Raw genomic sequence first — 25,407 nt, 5'->3', positions numbered from 1 at the left:
GTTCCCGGCCTCGCAAGCCTGGCGTCTTGCCGAAGGATCGGACGGCAACGAGGGTGAGGGGCTGATGGTGGAATTCAACCCTCGCGACAAAAGCCGAACCACTGCCGGAAAGACGCGGGCGATGGTGCGCAAGCATACCGCGCCGCCCGGCGGGAGCGATGACGGCAGCCTCCGCTGGCAATGGCTGACGATCCAGCTGCTGGAATCGCCGGCTTTCACGACGTTGAGCGCCAATGCCTGCCGCGCCTTCTTCCGCATCGTCATCGAGCACACCGCCCATGCCGCTCTCGAAAACGGCAAACTTGTGGTGACCCATCCCCAGTTCGTCTCCTACGGCGTCACCGGCGAATATGTCGCCGATGCGCTCGATGAACTGGCATATAAGGGGCTGATCAAAGTTCACCGCGGCCGCGCAGGCAGCGGGGTCGCGCATCCCAACCGGTTCACGCTGACATTCGTCGGTGATTATGAAGGTGCGCCGGCGACCGACGAGTGGAAACAATGCACGGCCGATAGGTGCCGGAAATGGTCCGAGACCGACCGCAAACTTGCCGCCGATAAACGCGGGCGTGTCGGCCGGAAGAAAAAAACGCCACTTCGGGATCCCGAAATCCCACCGCTTCGGGATCCCGAAATTCGCCGCGCTTCGTGAGCTGTGACCCTCGGGAAATATTGAGGGATTTCAATGCCGCAGCCAATTTCGGGATTCCGAAGTGCTATATAGAGTTTGGTGGGGACGCAGGCACTTTGCCACGATCAGGAACTCCGTCTCCCGCCCGCCGATCCTTCCGGCCGAAACTGTGCGAAGCAGAAGGCCGAAGGCTTCATAAAGCCAATAAAGCGGGGGAATCCGGTCCTTAAGCGCATGCACCTGCGTCGACACATATTCGCCGACGAAGACGATATCCATGCCGAGCTCCTTCAGTGTCCCGGCAATCTCCGAATGGGATGCCTCGGCGGCGTGCTCGACACGAAAGGGGGCATAACCCGGCTTTCCTGCGTTTTTCTGCCGCAGGACGTAGCGATAGAACAGGACGTGGGTCCACCAAGGCGTAAGGTCGGTGAAGATCCCTTTGGCCGAATTCAGGATCGGACCCTTGACGAAGACCAGGCCGCCGGGAGACAGGGTGTCATGGGCTCTGAGCAGGGCGGCGCGCGGGCTTTCCAGATGCTCGAGGACGTCCCAGAAGACACAGGCGTCGAAATGGCGATCTCCGTAGTCTATGGTCTGCGCATCACCGAGGATCCGCTCGCAAGCGTCCCGGTTCCTCTCGAGCTGCTCCTTCGAGATATCGAGGACGGTATATCTCGCGCCTGCCAACGGGATATGGGTGCGCGAGCCGCCGCCAACCTCAAGAATGTCGGTGTTGATCTTGCTGGAAAACGCTGATTGCGCATGCGACAGCGCGTCGTTTACCCACGGCGAAGCCATCATCTTCCCTCCCCGGAGAGATTAGCGTCTGCGACCATAAGTAAGCATTAATATAATATTTAAGCAATATTTAAACTTCAGAAGTCGATTTGCCTAAAGCGCGTCGCGTCAAACTTGATTCATGCGACGCGCTTTAGCTCTTTGTTTTCACGCATGTCGTTGCCGCAAAACCGCGGCACACTTTTGCGCGACATGCTTTAGTTTCGCGCAATCTTCCTGATGTACCCGCAGGTCTGATGATCTCAGAGGCGCTGCGGCCGGAGGAATGCATGATGGTGGGAATTTTTCGGGCCCTGGCCGTCTTGACGATGATGACGGCGCTTGGGGGCTGCATCGACCATGCCAATGATCCGGTGCTCCTGGCAATCGGCGTACCGGTCAATCCGCCTGCAGTCGCGCATGGCCTTTGCATGACCGACGGCAACGCCATGTATCGTGAGGCGAGGAGACAGTATGAGCTGCGCGCCCAGCTGACGGGCTATGCCGGGGCCGATGAGCTGGAGGCGGAAACGATAGCGCGCGCCGCGGCCCACCGGCAATATGTCGCCTGCCTCTCCGGCCAGGGCTACCGGACACTATATGCCAATTGAGAACAGAGAATTCAGAATTCCGCCGCAGCCCGGTTTGAGCCATTCCGCCAATCGCGACTTTTCACGTTTTTCGGCCATTTAGTCACGCCGGATCGCCTGCAATCACGAGTTTTGGAAGTTGCATGTGAACCGGGAACTCCGCGGTCCGGAAAGGCATTTTCATCAGGTAAATCCACTAAGGAGGGTTTATCATGAAGATGCTCAGACTTATCCCTTCCACCACAGTGCTCAGTGCCATTCTTGCCCTCGCGTCGATTGCTCCAGCGCAGGCGGCACCCGTCCAGGCGGTTCGGCCGCCGGATGTCCAGTCCGCGAAAATGTTGCAATATAAACCACATGCCGGATCCTGGCATGGCTATCAGGGTTTTCGCACCGAGCGCCCCGGCACCCGCCGCCATTCCGACGGTTACTGGTATCCGGTTGCCGCCTTCGGCGTCGAGGCCGGCACCACGGGCTCGATCGTTCGCCAGCCGGTGAACAGACCGGCAGCCCCGGAAATGTGCAACCCTACGTTTTCTGGATCGATCGGTCCCGGCAGCATGCCCTGTGATAACGGCTATTGAGCCGGCAAATGAAAGAGGCGGCGACGAGCCGCTTCTTTCTATCTATTGCATCAATCGCAAAATTGCATTAAGTGCAAATTAAAATCAACGTCGACAGAAAATGTCGTGGGAATCGGCCTGCGCCTCAAGATGTTCGACGCGCCTGCCTTGGAATTGCCATGCTCGCCGCGATGGTCGCTTTTCATAATTAAACGAATTTCAGACAGGTGGGATAGTCATGACCGCAAAGGCTGCATGCTCCGATTTCCTGCATTTTTTCCGCTCCTGGATCAACAACCCGCTGCGCGTCGCCGCCATCGCGCCCTCGGGCGATTCGCTTGCCAGGATCATGACCAGTGAAATTGCCGCCCTCGACGGGCCGATCATCGAGCTCGGCCCCGGCACCGGCGTCTTCACCCGGGCGCTGCTGGCGCGCGGCGTCAGCGAGGCGGATCTGACCCTGATCGAGTACGGCCCGGAGTTCATCACCGCGCTGCAGGCGCGTTTCCCGATGGCGCGCGTGCTGCAGATGGATGCCGCCCAACTCGCTCATGCCGATATTTTCGAGGGGGAGCCGGTCGGCGCTGTTGTCAGTGGCCTGCCGCTTTTGTCCATGTCGCCGCGCAAGATCGCCTCGATCCTGGCCGGCGCCTTCGCCTATATGCGGCCGGGCGGGGCCGTCTATCAGTTTACCTATGGCCCGCGCTGCCCGGTGCCGCGGCCGATCCTCGACCGTCTCGGCCTGAAGGCGGTGCGCATCGGCGGCACGGTGCGCAACCTGCCGCCGGCCTCCGTCTACCGGATTTCCCGCCGCAAGCCGCTGGAACTGTCGCGCGAGCGTTTCAGCTATCGTGAGAGCGACGCTGAACTCGACGATGTCGCCGCCTTCTCCAACGAGACCGGCGGCTGACCGATGATGCCGGGCGGAAATGGCTGACAGCAAACGGACGGCGACTGGGGAAGGCCGACGGCAACGCAAGCGGCGGCAGACGCGCGAGCGCATCGAGCAGGCGGCGATGAGCCTCTTTCTCCAGCGCGGTTTCGAGACCACGACCGTCGAAGACATCACCGAGGCGGCCGACGTCTCCAAGCGCAGTTTCTTCGATTATTTCCCCTCCAAGGAAGAGGTGGTGTTCGCCTGGCAGGATGGCTTCGCCGATCGGCTGATGGCGGCGATCGCCGCAAGGCCGGCAGAAGAGCCGTTGGTGGCTGCGGTCGAGGCGGCGATAACCGCCACCGTCATCGCCGCTGTCGACGAGCGCAGTCTGGCGCTTGGTGAACTCATCCATCGCACGCCGGCCCTGAAGGCCCGCGACCAGCTGAAATATGCCAGGCTCGAACAGAAGCTCGCCGAGGCGCTGCTTCTGCGCAAGGGAAATGATCCGCAGGAGCGGTCGCGCATGCACATCCTCGCCGCGGTCGTCATCGGCGCGCTGCGCGTCGGAGCCGAACTCTGGCGGCAGCGCCCGCCGGATGCTGCGCCGCAGGATATTGCCCATGAGATATTCGCCGAGCTATGGACGATCCTGGCGGAATTCGGCGACGAGGCGAAGGCCGGGCGTTGATGCGTCTCGATGAAACCGCGCGCCCTGTGGCATTTTCAGCGCCGTCCCTGTCCGGGCCTGCGGCGCCCTCCTATATGTGCAAGCGTCGTCACGGCATTCTCAATATCACCATGATGAGCGGATCATCATGCCCGCATCGCTTTCGGCCAGGCGCCCCGCCATGGCAGGTGAACCGGGCGGCACCCGACCGCTCCACCGACTTTAACGATTTCATTGACCAGGAGAGGAAAGATCATGTCCAGTCATAACGCAGCCAAGTCAGGCACCTTCAAGATCGGCGGCGAGATCGCGGTCAACCGTCTCGGTTTCGGCGCCATGCGCATCACCGGCAAGGGCATTTGGGGCGAGCCGGACGATCATGCCGAATCCATCCGCACGCTGCAGCGCCTGCCGGAACTCGGCGTCAACTTCATCGATACCGCCGATTCCTATGGCCCCGACATTTCCGAATGGCTGATCAAGGAAGCGCTGCATCCCTATGGCGGCAAATCCGTCGTCGCCACCAAGGGCGGCCTGACCCGTCACGGCCCCGATATCTGGCTGCCGGTCGGCCGCCCGGAATATCTGATCCAGCAGGCGCATAAGAGCCTGCGCAACCTGGGGCTCGAGCAGATCGACCTTTGGCAGCTGCACCGCATCGATCCGAAGGTGCCGGCCAAGGAGCAATTCGATGCGATCAAATCGCTGCTCGATGCCGGCCTGATCCGCCATGCCGGCTTGAGCGAAGTCGCGGTTGCCGACATCGAGGCGGCCTCGAAACACTTCAAGGTCGCCACCGTGCAGAACCGCTATAATCTGGTCGACCGCACCAGCGAGGACGTGCTCGATTATTGCGCCAAGCAGAATATCGGCTTCATCCCCTGGTTCCCGCTCGCCGCCGGCGATCTCGCAAAACCCGGCTCCTTGCTCGATACGATCGCCAAAAAGCACAATGCCGCGCCAAGCCAGATCGCGCTCGCCTGGGTGCTGAAACGCAGCCCGGTCATGCTGCCGATCCCCGGCACCTCCAAGGTCAAACATCTTGAAGAAAACGTCGCGGCTGTGGATATCACGCTGTCGGACGAGGAGTTCTCGGCGCTCGATGCCGAGGGCCGGAAGGTGTTCAAGGCGGCGTGAGGGAACTGACCGACGGTGCCGATCCAAGACCCCTCCCCAACCCCTCCCCACAAGGGGGAGGGGCTAGAATGCCGCACCGCTTCACATAACGTCCATCATGCCGATCTGTAGTACGGGAACAGCCGGTAAGACTTTTCTTTGGTCGTCGCCGGGCGCTACGACTTAGCCCCTCCCCCTTGTGGGGAGGGGTTGGGGAGGGGTCTTGGGCTGGGCGAGCCATCGGCGATCAGCTCGGCCTAAATTTTCCGCACAATTTTGACCACCTGGTCAAACATGCTAAAAAATAAGGCGGCGCCCTGTTAATTTCAGCGCAAGCCTTGCGTCTAGCGCATTGCTGCATTGCGGTATTTTCGCTATTCCCGATCAAATGAATGGGGTATCACTATCTTCGTAAGCAGCGCACTCCTCCTCCCAGCGCTCTTACATCGGACTGACAACACTCCTCCTCCCAGTTGTCAGTCAGGATCAAGAGCCTGGCGCACCTCCTCCCGCGCCAGGCTCTTTTCGTTTGGTCAATCAAGCTCTTCCTGCTCCGCAATTTGACTCCGCAGCCGTCGTCGGCCTATTTGAACGCGCGCCGCCTGTCGGTGCGCGAACCGGTTGGAGTTTGGTCATGATCGGCAAATGGCGCGGCCCGCGGGCGGCTCTGACAGGTCTTCTGCTGGCGGTGTTTGCGCTTGCCGGCTGCGGCGGCAGGCCGGTCGGCGTCATGCAGGCGGCCGGCAGCGTGCCGCCCGGCACGTCGAAGGTCGATCTTCTCGTCGCGACGACGCGCGCTGCCGACGACAATCCCGCCGTGCTATTTTCAGGCGAACGCGGCACCGGCCTCACCGTCAATGCCGTCGATGTCTCGATCCCGCCCGAGGCCAACCGCAAGGTCGGCCAGGTGCAGTGGCCAAAGCGGCTGCCGGCCGATCCCTTGCGCGATTTCGTCACCGTGTCGGTCGATCCGCTCGAAGGCGAGCGGGCGGGCGAGACCTGGCTGAAGGGCCATATGCCTAGGAGCCGCCGGGTGCTGGTCTTCGTCCACGGCTTCAACAATCGCTATGAGGACGCCGTCTACCGTTTCGCCCAGATCGTTCATGATTCGCATGCCGACGTCGCGCCGGTCGTCTTCACCTGGCCCTCGCGCGCCAGCATCTTCGATTATAATTACGACAAGGAAAGCACCAACTATTCCCGCGATGCGCTGGAGGAGCTGCTGACCCGCACCGCCGCCAATCCCGCCGTCAGCGACGTCACCGTCATGGCCCATTCGATGGGCACCTGGCTGACCGTCGAAGCGCTCAGGCAGATGGCGATCCGCAATGGTCACGTCGCGTCCAAGATCAACAACGTCATCCTCGCCTCGCCGGATCTCGATGTCGACGTCTTCGGCCGCCAGTTCGCAAGCCTCGGCAAGGACCGGCCGCATTTCACCATCTTCGTCTCCAGGGATGACCGGGCGCTGGCGCTGTCGCGGCGCATCTCCGGCAATGTCGATCGCCTCGGCCAGATCGATCCTTCGGTCGAGCCCTATCGCAGCAAGCTGGAGGCGGCTGGCATCACCGTGCTCGATCTCACCAAGCTCAAGGGCGGCGACCGGCTGAACCACGGCAAATTCGCCGAAAGCCCCGAAGTGGTGAAGCTGATCGGAGACCGGTTGATTGCCGGCCAGACGATCACCGATTCCAATGTCGGCCTCGGCGAGGCCGTCGGCGCGGTGGCGATGGGCGCTGCCCAGACCGCCGGAAGTGCCGTCAGCGTCGCCGTCAGCACACCGATCGCCATCTTCGATCCGCGCACCCGCCGCAATTACGACGCCCAGCTGAAGCGTCTCGGCCAGTCGATGAACAACACCGTCGGTTCGGTCGGCGACAGCGTCGGCGCCGGCCTGCCGGAAAGCCAGTAAAAATTCCACCGCGCAATTCCAGCAAAAGTGCCCGGCGGTTTTGGCGGGAAAAGCGCAAGACGGAAATTCTCTAGGCATCACCACCGATCTGATATATCAGGGTGGCGAACGGCAATTCTGTCTGCCGTCTGGGTGGGTTGATAGCATGGCGGATGAGACGAGGAAGAGGGTGGTTGTCGTCGGCGCGGGCGTGATCGGCGCCTCGATCGCCTTCGAGCTGCAGCGGCGCGGACTTGCGGTGACACTGATCGACAAAGACGAGCCGGGTCGCGGCACCTCATTCGGCAATATGGCAAGCATCGCGCTCGATTTCGCCGCCGGTTCCGGCCCTTCGACCTGGAAGAAAATGCCCGGCTGGCTGCTCGATCCCGAAGGTCCGGTCTGGCTGCGGCCCTCCTATGCCGCCAAGATGCTGCCCTGGTTCCTGCGTTTCCTTGCCGCCGGCCGCCCGTCGCGCCTGAGAGAGATCGAGGATGCCGGCATGAGCCTGTCGCAGCGGGCGCTTGGCGATTTCAGGCAGATGCTCGAGGCGATCGGCGCGCCCGAGCTGATGACCGACGAGGGGTGTCTGGCGATCTACGAGACCGAGGCGGAATTTGCCGCCGACCGCGGCCATCTCGCCATGATGCAGCGCTACGGCCTCGAATTCGAGGTGTTGAGCAACGGCGCCATCCAATATTACGAGCCGGCGCTTTCGCCGTCGATCGCCAAAGCCGTGCTGCTGCCCGACAACAAGTCGATCCGCGATCCCTATCAGCTGGTGGTGAAACTCTTCGAGGCGGCGAAAGCTGCCGGCACACGCTTCGTTTCCGGCACGGTGCGGAATATCGAGCGCAAGGGCGATGGCACGGCCGTCGTTCTTCTCGAAGACGGCGGCCGCATCGAGGCCGGTTCCGTCGTGCTGGCCGCCGGCGTCCACACGCGCTTCCTCGCTGAAAAACTCGGCGAGCCGATCCCGCTCGAAACCGAGCGCGGCTATCACACCCAGATCATGAAGCCCGGCATCTCCATGCGCTATTCGATGATCTGGCCGGCCCGCGCCTTCATGGTGACGCCGACGGCAGGCGGCATCCGTGTCGGCGGCAATGTCGAACTCGCCGGCCTCGATGCGGCGCCCGATTTCCGCCGCCCGCGGGTGCTGGTGCGCCACGCCCAGCGCGCGCTGCCCGGCCTCAAACTCGAGCAGGCGACGGACTGGATGGGCCATCGCCCGGCGCTGCCCGATACCATCCCGATCATTTCGCCGTCGTCGAAGATGCCGGGGGTTTTCTATGCGACCGGCCACGGCCATCTCGGCCTGACCTATGCCGCGACGACAGCGCGGCTGATCGGCGATATGGTGACCGGGCTTAAAACCTCCCTCGACATCACCCCGTTCCGCATAGGCCGATATTAGGATTTACTGTCGATGGCGGCGTCGGCCGTCACATCCGAACTGGAGTTTACGACATGAGATGGAAGCGCACGATCCAGCTGCTGGATGTCCATGCCGAAGGCGAGATCGGCCGCGTCGCGATCGGCGGCGTGCCGAAAATCCCAGGCGAGACCATCGCCGCCCAGCTGCATTGGCTGAACACCGACCCGAAGGGCGACGAGCTGCGCCGCTTCCTCTGCCTGGAGCCGCGCGGCGCGCCGATCGGCTCGGTCAACCTGCTGCTGCCGGCAAGACATCCCGACGCGGATGCCGCCTTCATCATCCTGCAGCCCGACCAGGCGCATGCCAGCTCCGGCTCGAACTCGATCTGCGTCACGACGGCGCTTCTCGAAGCCGGCATCGTCGAGATGCAGGAGCCGAAGACGGTGGTGACGCTCGAAACCGCGGCCGGCCTCGTCAAGGCGACGGCAACCTGCCGCGACGGGCGCTGCGAGAAGGTCAAGCTCACCATGGTGCCCTCCTTCGTGCATCAGCTCGATGTCGAGATCGACACGCCGCATTGGGGCAGGATCAAAGCCGATCTCTGCTACGGCGGCATCTTCTATGCGCTTGTCGATGTCGGCCAGATCAATCTCAAGATCGAGAAGGCCAACGCCGCCGGTCTCGTCCAGGCCGGCATGATCCTGAAAGAGCTGATCAACCGCGACATCAAGGTCGTCCATCCCGAGATCCCGGCAATTTCAGGCGTCGCCTATGTCATGTTCCGCGATACCGAGGCCGACGGTACGGTGCGCACCTGCACCACCATGTGGCCGGGCCGGGCCGACCGCTCGCCCTGCGGCACCGGCAATTCCGCCAACCTCGCCACGCTTTATGCCCGCGGCAAGGCGAAGGTCGGCGATAGCTTCACCTCGAAGTCGATCATCGGCTCCGAGTTCGAGGTCGGGCTGCAGGCGGTGACTGAAGTGGCCGGCCGCCCGGCCGTCATCCCCACCATCACCGGCCGAGGCTTCACCTTCGGCCTGACCCAGGTCGCCCTCGACCCCTTCGACCCGCACCCCGGCGGCTTCGCGCTGACGGATGTCTGGGGGCCTTCGGCGGGAGAGATTTGAGTGCTCTTAGCGCCGTGAGCTTTGCCCGAAGGCGCCATTGATTGCTGCAGAAAGAACAGAATGAGCGATGATATCGAGACGGTGACCCTTTGGCGTCCGGTCGGGCCTGAGGAATTAATGCTGATCCGCGAGCGCGACATGCGCGGATTTCCGCCACGCCTGCCGGACCAGCCGATCTTTTATCCGGTGCTGTCCGAAGATTACGCAATCAAGATCGCACGCGACTGGAATGTGCCGAGGAGCGGATCAGGCTTCGTGACGGAATTTCAGGTGAGAAAGAGCTATCTTGACGGCCATGCAGTCCAGGAGGCGGGCGGTCGCGCGCATCTCGAATATTGGATACCAGCGGAAGAGATGGATCAATTCAACGCAGCAATCGTCGGGACGATTGTGGTTACAAGAACATTCCCTTAGCCAATGGAGCCTCGAGGGACCGGGGCGGGTGATGGGCAGTCCCCACGGGCGCATTCTTGCCGAGAAGACGCCGGTGGCCGCCCTCATCATTCGAGGCCCCTGCGGGGTACCTCGAGAATGAGGTCGGAGCAAGGTCGCGCCTGCATCCCGGAAGGTTCTGTGCCGACGGCAGACTCTGCATCGCACCGATCAACGGCAACCCGCTCAGCCGCTCAGCCGCTCAGCAACCACACGGTGCGAGGGCGGCGTGCCTGCCCATCAACCGCGCTGCAAAATCCTGCTGCCAATCTGATCTGCGGTGATTTCCTCGATCGGCGCCGGTCTGCCCAGCAGATATCCCTGGCCGATGTCGCAGCCGAGAGCCTGGAGCCGCTGGAGCTGGCTCTCTTCTTCGATGCCTTCGGCCGTGATCGTCACGCCCAGTCCGGCGCCGAGAGCGATAATCGCCTTGATCACCTTGTCCTGCTTGTCATTGGTCTCGAAGGAAGCGACGAAACTCCTGTCGATCTTGATCTTGTCGAACCGGTAGCTCGACAGCTGCGAGAGGCTGGAATAGCCCGTCCCGAAATCGTCGAGCGCAATCCTGACCCCCGCATTCACCAGATCGTCGAGGACAATCCGTGCCGTAACGGCGTCCTGGATGATGGCGCTCTCCGTGACCTCGAGCTCGACCCGGTGCGCGGGCAGACCGACATCGCCCAAGATCTTGAGAATTCTGAGGCCCAGCAACCGGTCGCTCAGCTGGATCGGAGAGAGGTTGAACGACAGGACAAACTCGCTTGGCCAGGACAGCGCATCGGTGCAGGCGCAGCGAAGCAGCCGGTCCGTCAATTCGACGATCAGGCCGGCATCCTCGGCCACGGGAATAAACTCGCTCGGCGGGATGAATTCGCCGGACGCCGTTTTCCAGCGCGCCAGCGCCTCGAAGCCGATGATCTTGTTCGCCTTCAGGTCGACGAGCGGTTGATAATAGGGAACGATCTGGCCGTTGCGGATGGCCGTCCGCAGATCGCCTTCTCTTCGGATGCGTTTCGCCAGCTCGTCCTGCATCTCGGGCACGAAGGGCTTCACCAGATTGCGCCCCTGCTTTTTCGCCACATACATCGCGCAGTCCGAATGCCGGATGACTTGGCCGAGCTCCTCGCCGTTCTCCGGATAAAGTGCGAAGCCGACGCTGGCGCCGAGATCGACGGCGGCGCCATTGAATGTGAACGGCTTGCCGATCGCGCTGACGATGCGGTTCCCCAAAGCGACAAGATCGGGATTTCCGATGCGCCGCGCCAGAACCACAAACTCGTCTCCGCCAAGGCGGAAAACGTGCTCGCGGGAAAAGAGCAGGGAGAGCCGCTGTGCGACGGTCTTCAGCACAGCGTCACCGTGATCGTGCCCCAAGAGATCGTTGACCTTTTTGAAGCCGTCGAGATCGATGCTGAACACGGCATAGGTTTCTTCTGCCCTTTGATCGGTCATCGCCTGGGCGCATAGGGAATCCAGAAATCTGCGGTTCGGCAGCTCGGTCAGCGTGTCGTGACAGGCAATCCAGTCGACGTTCTTTTCGGCGAGCAGCCGGCGGTCAACCTCCCTCGACAGATCCCGGATCCGCAGTGCGGAATAGATGAGCCCCAGGAACCCGGAGATATTCAGGGCAAGCAGCCCGTGATCAAGCGGATAATCGTGATGCCGTTCGATGAACTCATCCAGCCCCTCATGCCAATGGAAGCACCAGGAGAGGCCGAAGAGAAGCAGGAATATCGCGAGCCAAGCCAATATCTCCATCTGGGGTCTGGTCGGTTGGATGCGGGGCATAGAACAGGCTCCTGTTGTGTAAGAGCCGTCATGGCCAGTTCGCAGGACCGCATCGTCCCAGGCGGTGGTCGAAATCCGCCACAATTCATTCGGGCGAAATTTAGAGGCCGGCTTGCCGTCGTCGAGCAAGCGCGCACCGGCACATCCAAAGATATCTCTGAACCTCCACGGTTAACGGTGGGTTGCCTGGACCGCGGTGGGGGCATTTCGCTGCGCACAACGGATAGCTTTCCCGCAAATCGGATCATACCTCGAACCAAAAATCCGCTTGACAACTTCGATGACGAGTATCATTAATCAACTATGATGATGAATGTCATTAAAATAATTGCGTGAATGCGCCGGCCGCCTTCTGTCGCCAGGGTCGGCGGTTCATGCCGAGAGGCAATGCGATGATCGGGTTGAAGGCGAGGAAGCGGAGTTCTCCGGAACGCCGGGCGGCATCAGACCCTCAAGCGTGCCTGAGAGAATGGAGTGAACGATGAGCACGTCTATCAGATACCTTCGGTCGGCTAGCCGCTACGCCGAAGCGCCAAATCTTTGGATCAATGTCGGAAAAACCCCTTTCGTCTATCGCGACCTCGGCCCCCAGGGCGGCGTGCCGGTCGTTCTCCTCAACCATTGGGGTGCGGTGCTGGACAATTTCGATCCCCGGATCGTCGACGGTCTCGCCGCCAAGCGTCATGTCATCGCCATAAATTACCGAGGTATCGGTGCCTCGGGCGGCACGGCTCCTGTAACCATCGACGAGATGGCAGGCGATGTGATCGCGTTGATCCGGACGCTTGGCTTCCAAAAGGTCGATCTGCGCGGTTTTTCCCTCGGCGGATTTGTCGCCCAGGACATCGCGCTGAAGGCGCCGAACCTTGTGCGGAAACTCATTTTGACCGGAACCGGGCCGGCGGGCGGCACAGGCATCGAGAGGGTCGGAGCCGTGTCCTGGCCGCTGATGATCAAAGCTCTGCTGACGCTGCGCGATCCGAAAACCTATCTCTTTTTCACCTCCACCGCCGATGGCCGAAGAGCCGCCAAAGCCTTTCTGGATCGCTTGAAAGAGCGCAAGGCCGGAAGGGATAAGGGCCCGACGCCCAGGGCATTCCTGCGGCAGCTCAAGGCGATCAGGGCCTGGGGGCGGCAGGCGCCTCAGGATCTCGGCCGCATCAATATCCCGGTCCTGATCGCCAACGGCGACAATGACCTCATGGTCCCGACGGTAAACAGCACCGATATGGCCCGGCGCATTCCAGGCGCGGAATTGGTGATCTACCAGGACGCCGGGCATGGCGGGATCTTCCAGAACCACGCCGATTTTGTGCCGAAGGCCTTATCGTTCCTTGGCGCCTGACGCCGCAACCGACTTCGAATTGGAGAAAGCCCCGTGAAGGCATTCGTCGTTGATAAGTACAAGAAGAAGGGCGCTTTGCGCCTGGCCAGCCTGCCGGAACCGGAAGTGCAGGACAATGCTGTCCTTGTCCGGATTCAGGCCACGGCAGTGAACCTGCTGGACTCCAAGGTCCGGGACGGAGAATTCAAGCCTCTTCTTCCCTATCGTCCGCCCTTCGTCCTCGGGCATGACGTTGCCGGAACAGTTGTCAAAGCCGGACCCAGGGTGAAGCGGTTCAAGGTCGGTGACGAGGTCTATGCACGGCCGCGCGACCATCGGGTCGGCACATTCGCCGAATTCATTGCCATCGATGAAGCCGATGTGGCGCTGAAGCCGAACAACCTTGGCATGACGGAGGCGGCGTCCATTCCGCTGGTGGGGCTGACCGCCTGGCAGGCGCTGGTCGAGGTGGGCAAGGTGAAGCCGGGCCAGAAGGTCTTCATTCAGGCCGGTTCCGGCGGCGTCGGGACGTTTGCCATCCAGCTCGCCAAGCACCTCGGCGCGATGGTGGCGACGACGACGAGCGCCGGGAATGCCGAGTTGGCGAGAAGTCTCGGAGCGGATGTGGTCATCGACTACAAGACCCAGGATTTCGAAAAGATCTTGTCGGGCTACGATCTCGTGCTGAACAGCCAGGACCCGAAGACGCTCGAAAAATCTCTGGGCGTGCTCAAGCCGGGTGGCCGGCTCATTTCCATTTCCGGTCCGCCCGATCCGGCATTCGCGAGCTCGCTCGGTCTCAACCTGTTCCTGAAACTGGTGCTGCGCCTGCTGAGCCGCGGGGTTCGCAAAAAGGCGAAGCGTCTCGGCATCCACTATTCATTCCTGTTCATGCGCGCCGACGGGCGGCAATTGGGTGAGATTTCCCGCCTGATCGAACAAGGCGTGATCCGGCCGGTCGTCGACAAGGTGTTTCCGTTCGAGAAGACCGGCGATGCGCTGGCCTATGTCGAGACCGGGCGCGCCAAGGGCAAGGTGGTCATCGCGGTCGCAGACTGAGGTCGACCTGACCGAGATGGCGCGCGTCCTGAGACGAACGCCGGAAATAACTTCCAACTCTGAAAGTGACAAATGACCAGCAAGAAACTCTTTGAGCCTTCCGTACTCGGCTCGCTCACCCTATCCAACCGCATCGTCATGGCGCCATTGACACGCAACAGAGCAGGTGTCGGGTTTGTGCCGGGCGATCTCATTGCCGAATATTATGCGCAACGGGCCTCGGCCGGCCTGATCATCTCGGAAGCGACCCAGATTTCACAGCAGGGTCAGGGCTATCAGGACACGCCCGGCATCTACACGCCGGCGCAGATCGACGGTTGGCGCAAGGTGACCGACGCGGTGCATGCCAAGGGCGGCCGCATCTTCCTGCAACTCTGGCACGTCGGTCGGGTATCGCATGTCGACCTGCAGCCGGATGGGCAGCCGCCCGTGGCGCCCTCCGCCATCAGAGCCGAAACCAAGACCTTTGTGAACGATGCCTTCGTCGATGTGTCGGCCCCTCGGGCGCTCGAACTGCGCGAGATCTCCGGCATTGTCGAGGATTTCCGCCGGGCCGCCGCCAATGCGATTGCCGCCGGCCTCGATGGTGTCGAGGTTCACGGCGCAAACGGCTACCTGCTCGACCAGTTCGCCAGGGACGGGGCCAATAGCCGCACCGACGCCTATGGCGGCTCGATCGAAAACCGGGCACGGCTGACGCTCGAGGTAACGGCTGCGGTCGTCGAGGAAGTGGGAGCGGAGCGAACCGGAGTTCGGATTTCACCTGTGTCGCCGGCCAATGGAATATCCGCAACCGATCCGCAGGCGCAGTTCAACTACATCGTCGAGAAGCTCGACGAGATGGGCATCGCCTACCTCCATGTCGTCGAAGGTGCGACGGGCGGGCCGCGCGATGTTGCACCCTTCGATTACCAGGCGCTTCGCCACAGGTTCAGGAACACTTATATCGCCAATAACGGCTACGATCTGGAACTCGCCACCGCGAGGCTGGAGCAAGGGCTCGCGGATCTGTTCGCCTTTGGCAGGCCGTTCATCGCCAACCCGGATTTTGTCGAACGCCTGAAAGCCGGTGCATCACTGGCCAATCTCGATATGGCGACGCTCTATGGCGGGGGCGCGGCGGGCTATACGGATTATCCTGAAATGGCCGCGCCGGTCGGCGCCTGACGGGATAGGGCCGCCTATACGGCGGCTCTATTATCCCGCGTTCGATTTTTGATGGCGTCGCGGCAATCCGTCAGGCAGGCGTCGAGCAGTTCGTCCGCCAGCGGGGAATCGTCCGGGCAGGCCCTCGACAGCACGATCGCACCGACGGCCTGAGCAAGGATGGTGATGGCTTGCGCGCGGCCCCCGGCGCCGGAAGCGTGATGTTGTGCAAGACCGCCCTCGATCGCGCGCACCAGCCTATCTATTCCTGCAGCAAAAACGGCCTTCGTTTCCTCGGGCTGCCGAGCGGCGTCGCAGCTCAGCGCTGCCGCGGTGCACCCCTGGCCGCGCCCATCCCGGTGCTCGCGCGCGAGATAAAGTTCCATGACGGCGAGGACGTCATAACCGGCATAGCGCCTCAAGGTCTCGCTCAAACCATTCTCGGTCGCCTCCGCGATCAACTCCTCCTTGGAGCGGAAGTGATTGTAGAAGCCGCCATGGGTGAGCCCCGCGCGCTCCATCAACTCCGCCACGCCCACGCCATCGAACCCGCGCTCGCGAAACAGCTCTGACGCGGTGGCGATAATCCGCTCGTGGTTTTCCTGCTTCTTTTCCTTGGTGATCCGCACCTTACAGCCCTTTCGACGGCCATGCCCAAGCTATGATGTCGGGCGTCATTATAGCTTGAGCCATTGATGATGTATACCATTAATAATGGCGGTCGGTCCAAGGAGTGTTTTATGACGGAAGCATACGGACCTTCAGCCCCGCGCGTCCTCTCAAGATGCGCAGGCGGAGTTGTCACGCCTTGAAGAGGCAGCAGCGAGAAGCGAGCTTCCTGTTCTAATAGACGAACGGATCCACCCCCGCCGCCTGGGCGCCCGGCTCTTTCGGATAGATCACGCCCTTGCGCAGGATGATGTTGGCATAGAGCCGAGGCTCGCTGGTCTGGATCAGCGCATGGGCGGCCTTCACGCGGCCGTAGAAATCAGGGCCGATCAGCGGTACCACCTGCCGGTGTGGTTCATGGCGGGCGCAGCAGTCGATCATCTCCTCATGCACCGGATCGAGTTTGTCGCGCTCGGCCTTGACGGTCGAGCGGAAGATCGCTTCCGGCACGAAATCGTCGATCGGCAGCACGCTGAGCACGGCGTTGAGAACCGGAATGAGATGGTGGCCGTCGAGCCGGATCAGCCGGCGGGCATGTTCGACGCCCGGATAATTGCCGTCGACGATGGCAATCTCGTCGCCGTGGCCCATGGCCCGAAGCGTGAAAAGCAGCTCCGGGCTCAACAGCGGATCAAGTCCCTTCAGCATGGTCTACCTCCTTGAAGAGTACGTTTTGATCTGTGAGGTAACGCGCAAAGATCGGCAGGCTGGCGCCGCCGATGGCGCGGGCCTGGGCGCCGACCGCGCCCTCGATGATTTCGGGCATGACGACGCCCTGCAGGTCGAGCTTGGCGGCTTCGTCGATCGTCGCCTGCACGACGCGGCTGCGCACCCAATGGGGAAAGCCGCCGTCGATGACGGCGGCGCTGAAATCGACGATCGAGGCGGCCGCGACGATCGCCTGCGCCAGCGCCTTGGCGGTGTCCTGGATCCAGATTTCCATCGGCTCGCCGAAATCCACCCAGTCGTCGGCCGAATACCAGAGCGGCTCGGGATCGATGCCGCGCTCGCGCAGCATGTTTTCCAGCACGAAGATCGAGGCGATTTCGAGCAGCTGCTTGGTTTCGCCGTTCCTGTCGCGCACCGGCAGCGGACCGATGGCGCCCGCCGTGCCGGTGCGGCCGGAAAAGATCGCCGAATTCAAGACGATGCCGCCGCCGATGAAGGAGCCGATGAAGAAATAGACGAAATCCGGGTAGGACGGCCCGACGCCGAACACCAGTTCGGCCCCGCAGGCGCTGGTCGCATCGTTCTGCATGAAGACCGGATGGGAGACGCGCGCGGCGATATCGGCCTGCAGGTCGACCTCGCGCCAGACCTCCATGGCGCCGGGCGGCGCGCCCACCTCTTCGGCCCAGTTCCAGAGTTCGAAGGGTGCGGCGATGCCGAGGCCGGCAATGCGACCGCGCTGCTTGTCGTCGAGGCGGTCTTCAAGCTCCTGAATGCCCGAGGTGACGAAGGCGAGGATTTCTTCCGGCAGCGGATAGGCATAGGTGCGGTGCAGCTGCATGCGGATGCGGCCGACGAAATCCATCAGCACCAGATCGGCGCTGCGCCGGCCCATCTTCAGGCCGAAGGAATAGACGGCGTCCGGGTTGATATGCATCGGGATCGACGGCTGTCCCACACGGCCGCGCACCGGCGCCCCGCGCGACAGCAGCCCTTCCTTCTCCAGCACCCGCATGATGACCGAGACGGTCTGGGCCGACAGGCCGCTGCGGCGCGCGATATCGGCCTTCGACAGCGCGCCATAGAGGCGCACCAGCGACAGCACGAGCCGTTCGTTATAGGCCCGCACCCTGACCTGGTTCGCACCTCCGGCCGGATTCAAAATTGGCGGCGGGACCGGCGTCTGTTCCGGTCCATCCAAAGACGACATGGCCGCTCCTCCCGATTGTTGGCCTATGCCCGATTTCCACGGAGCATGCCACATCGAATTAATAATTCAATTGGATTTATTTATTGACAAGCCAATTTCTTTTCGCTTTTAATTGCCCTCGTCAAGGGCACGGGACGGCTTTGGAAGTTCACAATCCACGGCGAAGTGCCATATCTTAAAATTCCGGCCCGCAGGGGCGGCGCCGGCAAACTCTGGGAGGAGTTCCATGAAGAAATCTGTTCTCGCTTTCGGCGCGCTCGCGCTTGGTGTCGCCTTTTCCGCTCCGGCGATGGCGGCGGATGTTTCCGCCTGCCTGATCACCAAGACCGACACCAATCCCTTCTTCGTCAAGATGAAGGAAGGTGCGACGGCCAAGGCCAAGGAACTCGGCGTCTCGCTGAAGTCCTATGCCGGCAAGATCGACGGTGACAGCGAAAGCCAGGTTGCCGCGATCGAAAGCTGCATCGCCGACGGCGCCAAGGGCATCCTGCTCACGGCTTCGGACACCAAGGGCATCGTGCCCGCGGTCAAGAAGGCCCGCGACGCCGGCCTGCTGGTCATCGCTCTCGACACGCCGCTCGAGCCGGCTGATGCTGCCGACGCGACCTTCGCCACCGACAACCTGCTCGCCGGCAAGCTGATCGGCCAGTGGGCCAAGGAAACCATGGGCGACAAGGCCAAGGACGCCAAGGTCGGCTTCCTCGACCTGACGCCGTCGCAGCCGACGGTCGACGTTCTCCGTGACCAGGGCTTCATGATCGGCTTCGGCATCGACCCGAAGAATCCGGACAAGATCGGCGACGAAGACGACAAGCGCATCGTCGGCCATGACGTGACCAACGGCAACGAGGAAGGCGGCCGCAAGGCCATGGAAAACCTTCTGCAGAAGGATCCGGGCATCAACGTCATCCACACGATCAACGAGCCGGCCGCTGTCGGCGCCTACCAGGCGCTGAAGGCCGTCGGCATGGAAAAGAACGTGCTGATCGTCTCGGTCGATGGCGGTTGCCCGGGCGTCAAGTCGGTCAAGGAAGGCGTCATCGGCGCCACCTCGCAGCAGTATCCGCTGCTGATGGCGTCGCTCGGTATCGAGGCGATCAAGAAGTTCGCCGATAGCGGCGAAAAGCCGAAGCCGACCGAAGGCAAGTCCTTCTTCGACACCGGCGTCTCGCTCGTCACCGACAAGCCGGTTTCCGGCGTCAAGTCGATCGACACCAAGGAAGGCACCGACAAGTGCTGGGGCTGAGCCCAATCTCTTGAAACCAGAGCGGCCGGGGCTTGATCCCCGGCCGTTTTCGACGGACGATGTGCCGTCGCCCCCACGAACCGGCTCAGAATAGACCGGAAGGATATCGGTGACGGCCCCCGTGCGAGTTCGGCGCACGGATGCGGAGGAGGAACCATGACCGGAACTCAGGAATTCGAACGTGTCCTCGACGGCAGCGACAAGAGCGTCGCCTCCTTCGAGCACCAGGATGTCTCGCTGATCAAGCGTGCCCAGCATTTTCTGCACTCGACGCCGGCCGCCGTGCCGCTGATCGTGCTGGTGCTGGCGATCATCATCTTCGGGGCAACGATCGGCGGACGGTTCTTCTCGTCCTATACGCTGACGCTGATCCTGCAGCAGATCGCCATCGTCGGCATTCTCGGCGCCGCCCAGACGCTGGTCATCCTGACCGCCGGCATCGATCTTTCGATCGGCGTGATCATGGTGATCTCGGCCGTCATCATGGGCAATGTCGCCATCACCTACGGCATACCGACGCCGATCGCCGTCATCGGCGGCCTCCTTGTCGGCGGCCTGTGCGGCTTGCTGAACGGCTTCCTCGTCGCCTTCATGAAACTGCCGCCCTTCATCGTCACGCTCGGCACCTGGAATATCGTCATGGCGACGAATTTCATCTATTCCGCCAATGAGACGATCCGCGACACCGACGTCGACGAACAGGCGCCGCTGCTGCATCTTTTCGCTGCGAGCTTCAGGCTCGGCAGCGCCGTGCTCACCCTCGGCGTCATCGCCATGGTGCTGCTCGTCCTGCTGCTGTGGTATGTGCTCAATCACACCGCCTGGGGCCGGCATGTCTATGCTGTCGGCGACGATCCGGAGGCGGCCAAGCTCTCCGGCATCCAGACCAAGAAGGTGCTGCTTACCGTCTACACCATCTCGGGCGTCATCGCCGCCTTCGCCGCCTGGGTCTCGATCGGCCGCAACGGCTCGATCTCCCCCTCTTCGGCGGTTACCGATTATAACCTCCAGGCGATCACCGCGACTGTGATCGGCGGCATCTCGCTCTTCGGCGGCCGCGGCTCCATCCTCGGCACGCTGTTCGGCGCGATGATCGTCGGCGTCGTCTCGATGGGCCTCAACATGCTCGGCGCCGACCCGCAATGGAAAGTGCTTTTGACCGGCGTGCTGATCATTGCCGCCGTCGCCATCGACCAATGGATCAGAAAGGTTTCGGTGTAATCATGGCTCGCGAACCCCTTCTCACCGCCCGCGGCCTGGTCAAGCGTTATGGCCGCGTCACCGCGCTCGACAATGCCGATTTCGACCTCTACCCCGGCGAAATCCTCGCCGTCATCGGCGATAACGGCGCCGGCAAGTCCTCGCTGATCAAGGCGATTTCAGGCGCCGTCACCCCGGATGAGGGTGTGATCACCCTCGAAGGCAAGCAGGTGCAGTTCCGCTCGCCGATGGAAGCGCGCGAGGCCGGCATCGAAACCGTCTATCAGAACCTCGCTCTGTCGCCGGCGCTGTCGATCGCCGACAACATGTTCCTCGGCCGCGAGATCCGCAAACCGGGCATGCTGGGCTCGATGTTCCGCATGCTCGACCGGCCGGCGATGGAAAAGCTGGCGCGCAACAAGCTCTCCGAACTCGGGCTGATGACCATCCAGAACATCAACCAGGCGGTGGAGACGCTCTCGGGCGGCCAGCGCCAGGGTGTTGCGGTTGCCCGCGCCGCCGCCTTCGGCTCCAAGGTCATCATCATGGACGAACCGACGGCCGCCCTCGGCGTCAAGGAAAGCCGCCGCGTGCTGGAGCTGATCCTCGACGTGCGCGCCCGCGGCCTGCCGATCGTGCTGATCTCGCACAACATGCCGCATGTCTTCGAGGTCGCCGACCGGATCCATATCCACCGCCTCGGCCGGCGGCTGACGGTGATCGATCCGAAGGAATACACCATGTCCGACGCCGTCGCCTTCATGACCGGGGCCAAGGCGGTGCCGACGGAGCCGGTCGCGGCATGACGGTACGCATCGACGAAATCGCCGGCGAGGTTCTCATCCGCGCCGGCGATGCCAGACGTTTCCTGATCGGCATTGCCGGGCCACCGGGTTCGGGCAAATCGACCATGGCCGACAATCTGGCGGCGGCGCTGAAAGCCAGAGGCGAAAGCGCCGCGGTCCTGCCGATGGACGGCTTCCACATGGACAACGCCATCCTGATCGAACGCGGCCTCTTGGCCCGCAAGGGCATCCCTGAAACTTTCGATGTCCGCGGCTTCCTCGATATCATCGCCGCCGTCCGACGGGCCGACCAGGAGGTTCTGGCGCCGGTCTTCGACCGCTCGCGCGAACTCGCCATCGCCTCGGCTCGGCCGATCGATCCGAAGGACCGCTTCATCATCGTCGAGGGCAATTACCTGCTGTTTACGCAGGGAAAATGGGCCGAACTCGATGGCGTCTTCGACTTTTCGATCATGCTGGCGCCGCCGATCGAAGTGCTCGAGGAGCGGCTCTGGGCGCGCTGGCGCGGTTATAATCTCAGCGAAGAGGCCGCCAGCGCCAAGGTCTACGACAACGACCTGCCGAACGGCCGGCTGATTCTCGAAAACCGCCGCCCGGCCGATGTGACGCTGGAGATCGCGCTGGCGTAATGCATGTCGCCCGGAAGTGTACCGCGGTTCCGGGAGAACGACATGCATCAAAACAAAGAGCGAAAGCGCAACGCATGAATCGATTTCAATGCGCCGCACTTTAGTGCTATCGAGGCCGCAGACGCATCGCTTCGGAGGCCTGCCATGCAATCGATCACCATCCGCCGTCCTGACGACTGGCACCTGCATCTGCGCGACGGCGCCATGCTGGAAGGCGTGATCGCCGATACGAGCCGCACCTTCGCCCGCGCCATCATCATGCCCAATCTGGTGCCGCCTGTTGTCACCACTTCGGATGCGACGGCCTATCGCGAGCGTATCCTGAAAGCCCTGCCGGCCGGCCATCGCTTCCAGCCGCTGATGACGCTCTATCTCACCGAGCACACCAGCCCCGACGATGTCGAGGCGGGCGCAAAAAGCGGCCTGATCACCGCCGTCAAGCTTTATCCGGCCGGCGCCACCACCAATTCGCATGGCGGCGTGCGCGATATGGAAAAGGCGATGCCGGTGCTGGAGCGCATGGCCAGGATCGGCCTGCCGCTCTGCGTTCATGGCGAGGTGACGACGCCTGAGGTCGATATTTTCGACCGCGAGGCCGTCTTCATCGACACCGTGCTCGATCCGCTGCGCCGCCGCTTGCCCGAACTGAAGGTGACGATGGAACATGTGACGACAGCTGACGGTATCGATTACATCAAGGCGGCCAAGACCAATCTCGCCGGCTCGCTGACCACCCATCACCTGATCATCAACCGCAACGCCATCCTCGCCGGCGGCATCCGCCCGCATTATTACTGCCTGCCGGTCGCCAAGCGCGAAAACCACCGGCAGGCGCTGCGCGCCGCCGCCGTCAGCGGAGATCCGCGCTTCTTCCTCGGCACCGATTCCGCCCCGCATGTCGATCCGCTGAAGGAATGCGCCTGCGGCTGCGCCGGCATCTACACCTCGATCAACACGATGAGCTGCCTTGCTCATGTCTTCGAGGAGGAGGGTGCTCTCGACAAGCTCGAAGCCTTCGCATCGCTGAACGGCCCGGCCTGGTACGGGCTTTCGCCGAACGAGGAGCGCATTACGCTCTCACGGCAGGCCGAGCCGGTCGACTTTCCCGCGAAGATCGAAACCGGCGCCGGGCCGGTGACGGTGTTCGACCCAATGTTTCCGCTGCATTGGCAGGTGGTGGCGTAAGCGCCAGCTGCAGACGTGATGAAGACCCCTCCCCAACCCCTCCCCACAAGGGGGAGGGGCTTGAGTGCCGCGCCCGCCGTGTTCCATTTCACCGTGTCATCCGCAGAAGGGTTGCCATTTGCGCCATACCGGTGCGCTAGGTTAGTCCCTCCCCCTTGTGGGGAGGGGTTGGGGAGGGGTCTTCACACCGCTGGACCGGCCTCCCAAGCGCCTTTTTCCATTGCCGGAAACAAGTCCCGACGGCGAATGCCTGGGTAGGTCTTGAAGTGCAAGTTACCACCCTAACATTTCCGTGTGCGGTGCATCATTTTTTAACGGAATGCGTAAGACATTCCTCATCGCCGATCGCATAGGTTGCCAACATTATCCGGCGTGGCTGCAGTCGCGGAGACTGAAAAAGCATGATGCTTGACTATAACTCCCTGTTGCTGGCGCTCGGCGTCTCCACGGCCTGTCTTGCCGTGACCTTGATGGGCGGCTGGCTTGTCCGCCGGGCGGAAACCGTGCTGCTCACCGCCACGGTCGGCCTGGTCTTCGTCGTCAGCGGTATTTTTGTCTACAGCGCCTATGTGAACAGGCCGGAGATGGGCTTCGGCATCGCCAATTTCGTGCTGTTTCATGCCGGTTTCGCCACCATCTGGGGTGCCGGCCGGCAGTTTCTCACCGGCCGCCTGTCCTTGCCGGGCATTGCGATCCGCGCCCTGGCGGCGATGGTCTTCTCCATCGTGCCGCTGGTATCGGGTTATGACGGCCTGGCCTTCATCGCTGACAATCTTGCCATTGCGCTGCTGCTCTTTGCCACCGCCCGGCAATACTGGCTCGCCCGCGCCGAAGCGCCGGCGCCGATCCTCGGCATCTCGGCGCTTTATACCGCCACGGCGATCTCCTTCGTGCTTTGCGCCGCCGTTTTGATCTCCGACGGCAAGCTGGTGCTCGGCAAGGCGCCGAGCAACTGGGCCGAGGATCTGAGCCTTGCCGTCTGCATTGCCGGCATGACCGGGATCGGCGCCCTGTCGCTGGCGCTGCATCAGTGGCGGCTCGCCGCCCGCCATCGGCTCGAAGCGATCACCGATCCGCTGACCGGGCTGCTCAATCGCCGCGCCCTGTTCGACCAATACGGCACACGCCCGATGGGCTCGGCCACCGCCGTCATCGTCTTCGATATCGACCATTTCAAATCCGTCAACGACCGCTTCGGTCATGCGGCTGGCGATCGCGTGATCAAGGTCTTCGCCGCCGAACTCTCGGCCAACTGCCGCCCCGGCGATACTGCCGCACGGTTGGGCGGCGAGGAGTTTGCGCTGGTGCTGAAGGAGACCATGCCCGGCCGGGCGGAACTGGCGGCCGAGCGCATCCGCAGGGATTTCGAGGCACGCGAGATTCCGATCGACGATGCGGTGCTGAAATGCACGGTCAGCGTCGGCGTTGCGCCCGGGCGCGCCAAAAGCCTGGATTTCGATGCCATGCTGAGTGCTGCCGACAAGGCGCTCTATGCCGCCAAGCGCGGCGGCCGCAACCGGGTCGAGTTGGCCGGTCACCTGCAGGCTGTTCCGCTCGAGGTGGCGCGCACGGCATCTTGATTGCTGGCTGCTCCTCTCATAATATCGCCCTGGCCGGATGCGGCCAGCCGCCCCGCGGCGCCCGACGGTTGACCGTTTGGCGTTATGGTGAATGCATCCAGATACCATCCTTCACGTCCCTTGCCGTTTGGCGATCGATGGCGAACGGGTCAGCAGACGCGGGCACTGATCTTCCTGTTTGCCGCCAACGGAAGGATGACATATGCGCGATTTTCGCGATGCCAAGCTCATGGCAAAGACTTTGCGGCAGGCGCTTGCCGACCGCGACATTTCGCTGACCCATAGCGAAACTCTCGAAATCGTCGCCCGCCAGTTCGGGCTCGATCAATGGAATATTCTCTCGGCGAAGATCGATGCGGCGGGTGCTTCCCGCTCCGCCGTCGGCATCGAACCGCCGATGCCGATCTTCCGCATCTTCTCGGTGGAGAAGGCCATGGAATTCTATTGCGGCTTCCTCGGCTTCCATCTCGACTGGGAGCACCGCTTCGAGGATAACTCCCCGCTCTATTGCCAGGTCTCGCGTGACGGCATGGCGCTCCATTTGAGCGAACATTCCGGCGACGCCAGCCCCGGCGCCAGGGCCTTCGCCCGCGTCGCCAATGTGCGCGCCTACCACGCCGAACTCGCCGGCAAGGACTACCGCTACATGAAGCCCGGCGTGGAAGAGGCGCCCTGGGGGCTGGAAATGACCGTCATCGACCCCTTCAGCAACCGCATCGCCTTTTGCGAGCAGGCATAGGCGAGGCGGCTGACAAAGCCTGCTGACGCCTCTTTGGTCGTGCTCGGGCACCACAAAGGCCGGTTGTTGGGCGCTGCCATATCCCACCCTCATTCCTGTAAC

The 25,407-nt window shown here is 62.4% G+C and carries 25 protein-coding genes; 20 read left to right on the top strand and 5 right to left on the bottom strand.

The features are described from left to right. The first annotated feature begins 64 nt into the window (after positions 1-64). A complete protein-coding gene (locus tag ATY75_RS27500; RefSeq protein ID WP_088940120.1) occupies positions 65-652 on the top strand; it encodes a hypothetical protein in 588 nt (195 codons plus the stop codon). A gap of 30 nt (positions 653-682) precedes the next feature. Here the strand turns inward: ATY75_RS27500 and ATY75_RS27495 are convergent, their stop codons facing one another. Then, a complete protein-coding gene (locus ATY75_RS27495; RefSeq protein ID WP_088940119.1) occupies positions 683-1,432 on the bottom strand; it encodes a class I SAM-dependent methyltransferase in 750 nt (249 codons plus the stop codon). A 269-nt stretch (positions 1,433-1,701) separates the two neighbouring features. Between ATY75_RS27495 and ATY75_RS27490 the strand changes: the two genes are divergently transcribed. From ATY75_RS27490 to ATY75_RS27450, 9 genes are all read left to right on the top strand, one after another. Then, positions 1,702-2,022 (top strand): hypothetical protein, encoded by a 321-nt coding sequence (locus ATY75_RS27490; RefSeq protein WP_088940118.1) that lies wholly within the window; start codon positions 1,702-1,704, stop codon positions 2,020-2,022. A 191-nt stretch (positions 2,023-2,213) separates the two neighbouring features. Next, positions 2,214-2,585: a cell surface protein gene (locus tag ATY75_RS27485; protein WP_088939950.1), complete on the top strand. Its 372-nt coding sequence runs from the start codon at positions 2,214-2,216 to the stop codon at positions 2,583-2,585. A 217-nt stretch (positions 2,586-2,802) separates the two neighbouring features. Then, positions 2,803-3,474 (top strand): methyltransferase domain-containing protein, encoded by a 672-nt coding sequence (locus tag ATY75_RS27480; protein WP_088939949.1) that lies wholly within the window; start codon positions 2,803-2,805, stop codon positions 3,472-3,474. 19 nt (positions 3,475-3,493) lie between these two features. Then, positions 3,494-4,129 (top strand): TetR family transcriptional regulator, encoded by a 636-nt coding sequence (locus ATY75_RS27475; RefSeq protein ID WP_088939948.1) that lies wholly within the window; start codon positions 3,494-3,496, stop codon positions 4,127-4,129. Positions 4,130-4,363: 234 nt separating this feature from the next. Further along, entirely contained in the window at positions 4,364-5,245 is an 882-nt protein-coding gene (locus ATY75_RS27470) for an aldo/keto reductase (RefSeq protein ID WP_088939947.1), read from the top strand. Between the two features lie 613 nt (positions 5,246-5,858). Then, positions 5,859-7,136, top strand: a complete 1,278-nt coding sequence (locus tag ATY75_RS27465) for an alpha/beta hydrolase (protein WP_088939946.1) — start codon at positions 5,859-5,861, stop codon at positions 7,134-7,136. Positions 7,137-7,281: 145 nt separating this feature from the next. Further along, complete coding sequence (locus tag ATY75_RS27460; protein WP_088939945.1) at positions 7,282-8,532, top strand: FAD-dependent oxidoreductase; 1,251 nt, start codon at positions 7,282-7,284, stop codon at positions 8,530-8,532. Positions 8,533-8,585: 53 nt separating this feature from the next. Beyond that, on the top strand, positions 8,586-9,623 hold the full coding sequence (locus tag ATY75_RS27455; protein WP_088939944.1) for a 4-hydroxyproline epimerase: 1,038 nt from the start codon (positions 8,586-8,588) through the stop codon (positions 9,621-9,623). 60 nt (positions 9,624-9,683) lie between these two features. Then, on the top strand, positions 9,684-10,037 hold the full coding sequence (locus ATY75_RS27450) for an ADP-ribosylation/crystallin J1 (RefSeq protein ID WP_065092052.1): 354 nt from the start codon (positions 9,684-9,686) through the stop codon (positions 10,035-10,037). 258 nt (positions 10,038-10,295) lie between these two features. On the opposite strand, the gene ATY75_RS27445 is transcribed toward ATY75_RS27450, so the two are convergent. Beyond that, positions 10,296-11,843, bottom strand: coding sequence for an EAL domain-containing protein (locus ATY75_RS27445; RefSeq protein WP_088939943.1), 1,548 nt, complete (start codon positions 11,841-11,843; stop codon positions 10,296-10,298). 481 nt (positions 11,844-12,324) lie between these two features. Here ATY75_RS27445 and ATY75_RS27440 point away from each other — a divergent pair, with 481 nt between their 5' ends. From ATY75_RS27440 to ATY75_RS27430, 3 genes are all read left to right on the top strand, one after another. After that, entirely contained in the window at positions 12,325-13,188 is an 864-nt protein-coding gene (locus ATY75_RS27440) for an alpha/beta hydrolase (RefSeq protein WP_088939942.1), read from the top strand. Positions 13,189-13,221: 33 nt separating this feature from the next. After that, on the top strand, positions 13,222-14,226 hold the full coding sequence (locus ATY75_RS27435; RefSeq protein ID WP_064836238.1) for an NADP-dependent oxidoreductase: 1,005 nt from the start codon (positions 13,222-13,224) through the stop codon (positions 14,224-14,226). 72 nt (positions 14,227-14,298) lie between these two features. Continuing rightward, positions 14,299-15,393, top strand: coding sequence for an alkene reductase (locus ATY75_RS27430; protein WP_064836240.1), 1,095 nt, complete (start codon positions 14,299-14,301; stop codon positions 15,391-15,393). 14 nt (positions 15,394-15,407) lie between these two features. Here the strand turns inward: ATY75_RS27430 and ATY75_RS27425 are convergent, their stop codons facing one another. The 3 genes from ATY75_RS27425 to ATY75_RS27415 form a co-directional block, all read right to left on the bottom strand. Further along, complete coding sequence (locus tag ATY75_RS27425) at positions 15,408-16,001, bottom strand: TetR/AcrR family transcriptional regulator (protein WP_064836242.1); 594 nt, start codon at positions 15,999-16,001, stop codon at positions 15,408-15,410. A gap of 214 nt (positions 16,002-16,215) precedes the next feature. Beyond that, a complete protein-coding gene (locus ATY75_RS27420; protein WP_064836244.1) occupies positions 16,216-16,689 on the bottom strand; it encodes an RbsD/FucU domain-containing protein in 474 nt (157 codons plus the stop codon). Further along, complete coding sequence (locus ATY75_RS27415) at positions 16,673-17,920, bottom strand: ROK family transcriptional regulator (RefSeq protein WP_064836246.1); 1,248 nt, start codon at positions 17,918-17,920, stop codon at positions 16,673-16,675. The genes ATY75_RS27420 and ATY75_RS27415 overlap by 17 nt, the downstream gene beginning before the upstream one ends. A gap of 226 nt (positions 17,921-18,146) precedes the next feature. On the opposite strand from ATY75_RS27415, the gene ATY75_RS27410 reads away from it, so the two are divergent. The 7 genes from ATY75_RS27410 (at position 18,147) to ATY75_RS27380 (ending at position 25,305) form a co-directional block, all read left to right on the top strand. Next, positions 18,147-19,166 (top strand): sugar ABC transporter substrate-binding protein, encoded by a 1,020-nt coding sequence (locus tag ATY75_RS27410; protein WP_064836248.1) that lies wholly within the window; start codon positions 18,147-18,149, stop codon positions 19,164-19,166. A 156-nt stretch (positions 19,167-19,322) separates the two neighbouring features. After that, on the top strand, positions 19,323-20,387 hold the full coding sequence (locus ATY75_RS27405; protein WP_064836250.1) for an ABC transporter permease: 1,065 nt from the start codon (positions 19,323-19,325) through the stop codon (positions 20,385-20,387). 2 nt (positions 20,388-20,389) lie between these two features. After that, the gene (locus tag ATY75_RS27400; RefSeq protein WP_064836252.1) at positions 20,390-21,172 is read left to right on the top strand and encodes an ATP-binding cassette domain-containing protein; all 783 of its coding nucleotides are present in this window, start codon (positions 20,390-20,392) and stop codon (positions 21,170-21,172) included. Continuing rightward, positions 21,169-21,801, top strand: a complete 633-nt coding sequence (locus ATY75_RS27395; protein WP_065092070.1) for a nucleoside triphosphate hydrolase — start codon at positions 21,169-21,171, stop codon at positions 21,799-21,801. Before ATY75_RS27400 ends, ATY75_RS27395 begins: the two co-directional genes overlap by 4 nt. A 144-nt stretch (positions 21,802-21,945) precedes the next feature. Then, positions 21,946-22,986 carry a dihydroorotase gene (gene pyrC / locus ATY75_RS27390; protein WP_088939941.1) on the top strand — a complete coding sequence of 347 codons (1,041 nt, stop codon included), beginning with the start codon at positions 21,946-21,948 and terminating at the stop codon, positions 22,984-22,986. 401 nt (positions 22,987-23,387) lie between these two features. Continuing rightward, complete coding sequence (locus ATY75_RS27385; protein ID WP_088939940.1) at positions 23,388-24,566, top strand: GGDEF domain-containing protein; 1,179 nt, start codon at positions 23,388-23,390, stop codon at positions 24,564-24,566. Between the two features lie 202 nt (positions 24,567-24,768). After that, entirely contained in the window at positions 24,769-25,305 is a 537-nt protein-coding gene (locus ATY75_RS27380) for a glyoxalase superfamily protein (protein WP_088939939.1), read from the top strand. The last annotated feature ends 102 nt before the right edge of the window (positions 25,306-25,407 follow it).

The sequence above is a fragment of the Rhizobium sp. N122 genome (genome assembly GCF_002211295.1).
GTDB lineage: Bacteria > Pseudomonadota > Alphaproteobacteria > Rhizobiales > Rhizobiaceae > Rhizobium.
Note: the sequence above shows the minus strand (reverse complement) of the source record. Positions and strands in the feature narration are given on the sequence as shown.

What these genes read in the sequence shown, in the direction of transcription:
- ATY75_RS27500 (WP_088940120.1), top strand. Translation starts at nt 65, where the DNA reads ATGGTGGAATTCAACCCTCGCGACAAAAGCCGAACCACTGCCGGAAAG.
- ATY75_RS27495 (WP_088940119.1), bottom strand. Translation starts at nt 1,432, where the DNA reads ATGGCTTCGCCGTGGGTAAACGACGCGCTGTCGCATGCGCAATCAGCG.
- ATY75_RS27490 (WP_088940118.1), top strand. Translation starts at nt 1,702, where the DNA reads ATGATGGTGGGAATTTTTCGGGCCCTGGCCGTCTTGACGATGATGACG.
- ATY75_RS27485 (WP_088939950.1), top strand. Translation starts at nt 2,214, where the DNA reads ATGAAGATGCTCAGACTTATCCCTTCCACCACAGTGCTCAGTGCCATT.
- ATY75_RS27480 (WP_088939949.1), top strand. Translation starts at nt 2,803, where the DNA reads ATGACCGCAAAGGCTGCATGCTCCGATTTCCTGCATTTTTTCCGCTCC.
- ATY75_RS27475 (WP_088939948.1), top strand. Translation starts at nt 3,494, where the DNA reads ATGGCTGACAGCAAACGGACGGCGACTGGGGAAGGCCGACGGCAACGC.
- ATY75_RS27470 (WP_088939947.1), top strand. Translation starts at nt 4,364, where the DNA reads ATGTCCAGTCATAACGCAGCCAAGTCAGGCACCTTCAAGATCGGCGGC.
- ATY75_RS27465 (WP_088939946.1), top strand. Translation starts at nt 5,859, where the DNA reads ATGATCGGCAAATGGCGCGGCCCGCGGGCGGCTCTGACAGGTCTTCTG.
- ATY75_RS27460 (WP_088939945.1), top strand. Translation starts at nt 7,282, where the DNA reads ATGGCGGATGAGACGAGGAAGAGGGTGGTTGTCGTCGGCGCGGGCGTG.
- ATY75_RS27455 (WP_088939944.1), top strand. Translation starts at nt 8,586, where the DNA reads ATGAGATGGAAGCGCACGATCCAGCTGCTGGATGTCCATGCCGAAGGC.
- ATY75_RS27450 (WP_065092052.1), top strand. Translation starts at nt 9,684, where the DNA reads ATGAGCGATGATATCGAGACGGTGACCCTTTGGCGTCCGGTCGGGCCT.
- ATY75_RS27445 (WP_088939943.1), bottom strand. Translation starts at nt 11,843, where the DNA reads ATGCCCCGCATCCAACCGACCAGACCCCAGATGGAGATATTGGCTTGG.
- ATY75_RS27440 (WP_088939942.1), top strand. Translation starts at nt 12,325, where the DNA reads ATGAGCACGTCTATCAGATACCTTCGGTCGGCTAGCCGCTACGCCGAA.
- ATY75_RS27430 (WP_064836240.1), top strand. Translation starts at nt 14,299, where the DNA reads ATGACCAGCAAGAAACTCTTTGAGCCTTCCGTACTCGGCTCGCTCACC.
- ATY75_RS27420 (WP_064836244.1), bottom strand. Translation starts at nt 16,689, where the DNA reads ATGCTGAAGGGACTTGATCCGCTGTTGAGCCCGGAGCTGCTTTTCACG.
- ATY75_RS27415 (WP_064836246.1), bottom strand. Translation starts at nt 17,920, where the DNA reads ATGTCGTCTTTGGATGGACCGGAACAGACGCCGGTCCCGCCGCCAATT.
- ATY75_RS27410 (WP_064836248.1), top strand. Translation starts at nt 18,147, where the DNA reads ATGAAGAAATCTGTTCTCGCTTTCGGCGCGCTCGCGCTTGGTGTCGCC.
- ATY75_RS27405 (WP_064836250.1), top strand. Translation starts at nt 19,323, where the DNA reads ATGACCGGAACTCAGGAATTCGAACGTGTCCTCGACGGCAGCGACAAG.
- ATY75_RS27400 (WP_064836252.1), top strand. Translation starts at nt 20,390, where the DNA reads ATGGCTCGCGAACCCCTTCTCACCGCCCGCGGCCTGGTCAAGCGTTAT.
- ATY75_RS27395 (WP_065092070.1), top strand. Translation starts at nt 21,169, where the DNA reads ATGACGGTACGCATCGACGAAATCGCCGGCGAGGTTCTCATCCGCGCC.
- pyrC (WP_088939941.1), top strand. Translation starts at nt 21,946, where the DNA reads ATGCAATCGATCACCATCCGCCGTCCTGACGACTGGCACCTGCATCTG.
- ATY75_RS27385 (WP_088939940.1), top strand. Translation starts at nt 23,388, where the DNA reads ATGATGCTTGACTATAACTCCCTGTTGCTGGCGCTCGGCGTCTCCACG.
- ATY75_RS27380 (WP_088939939.1), top strand. Translation starts at nt 24,769, where the DNA reads ATGCGCGATTTTCGCGATGCCAAGCTCATGGCAAAGACTTTGCGGCAG.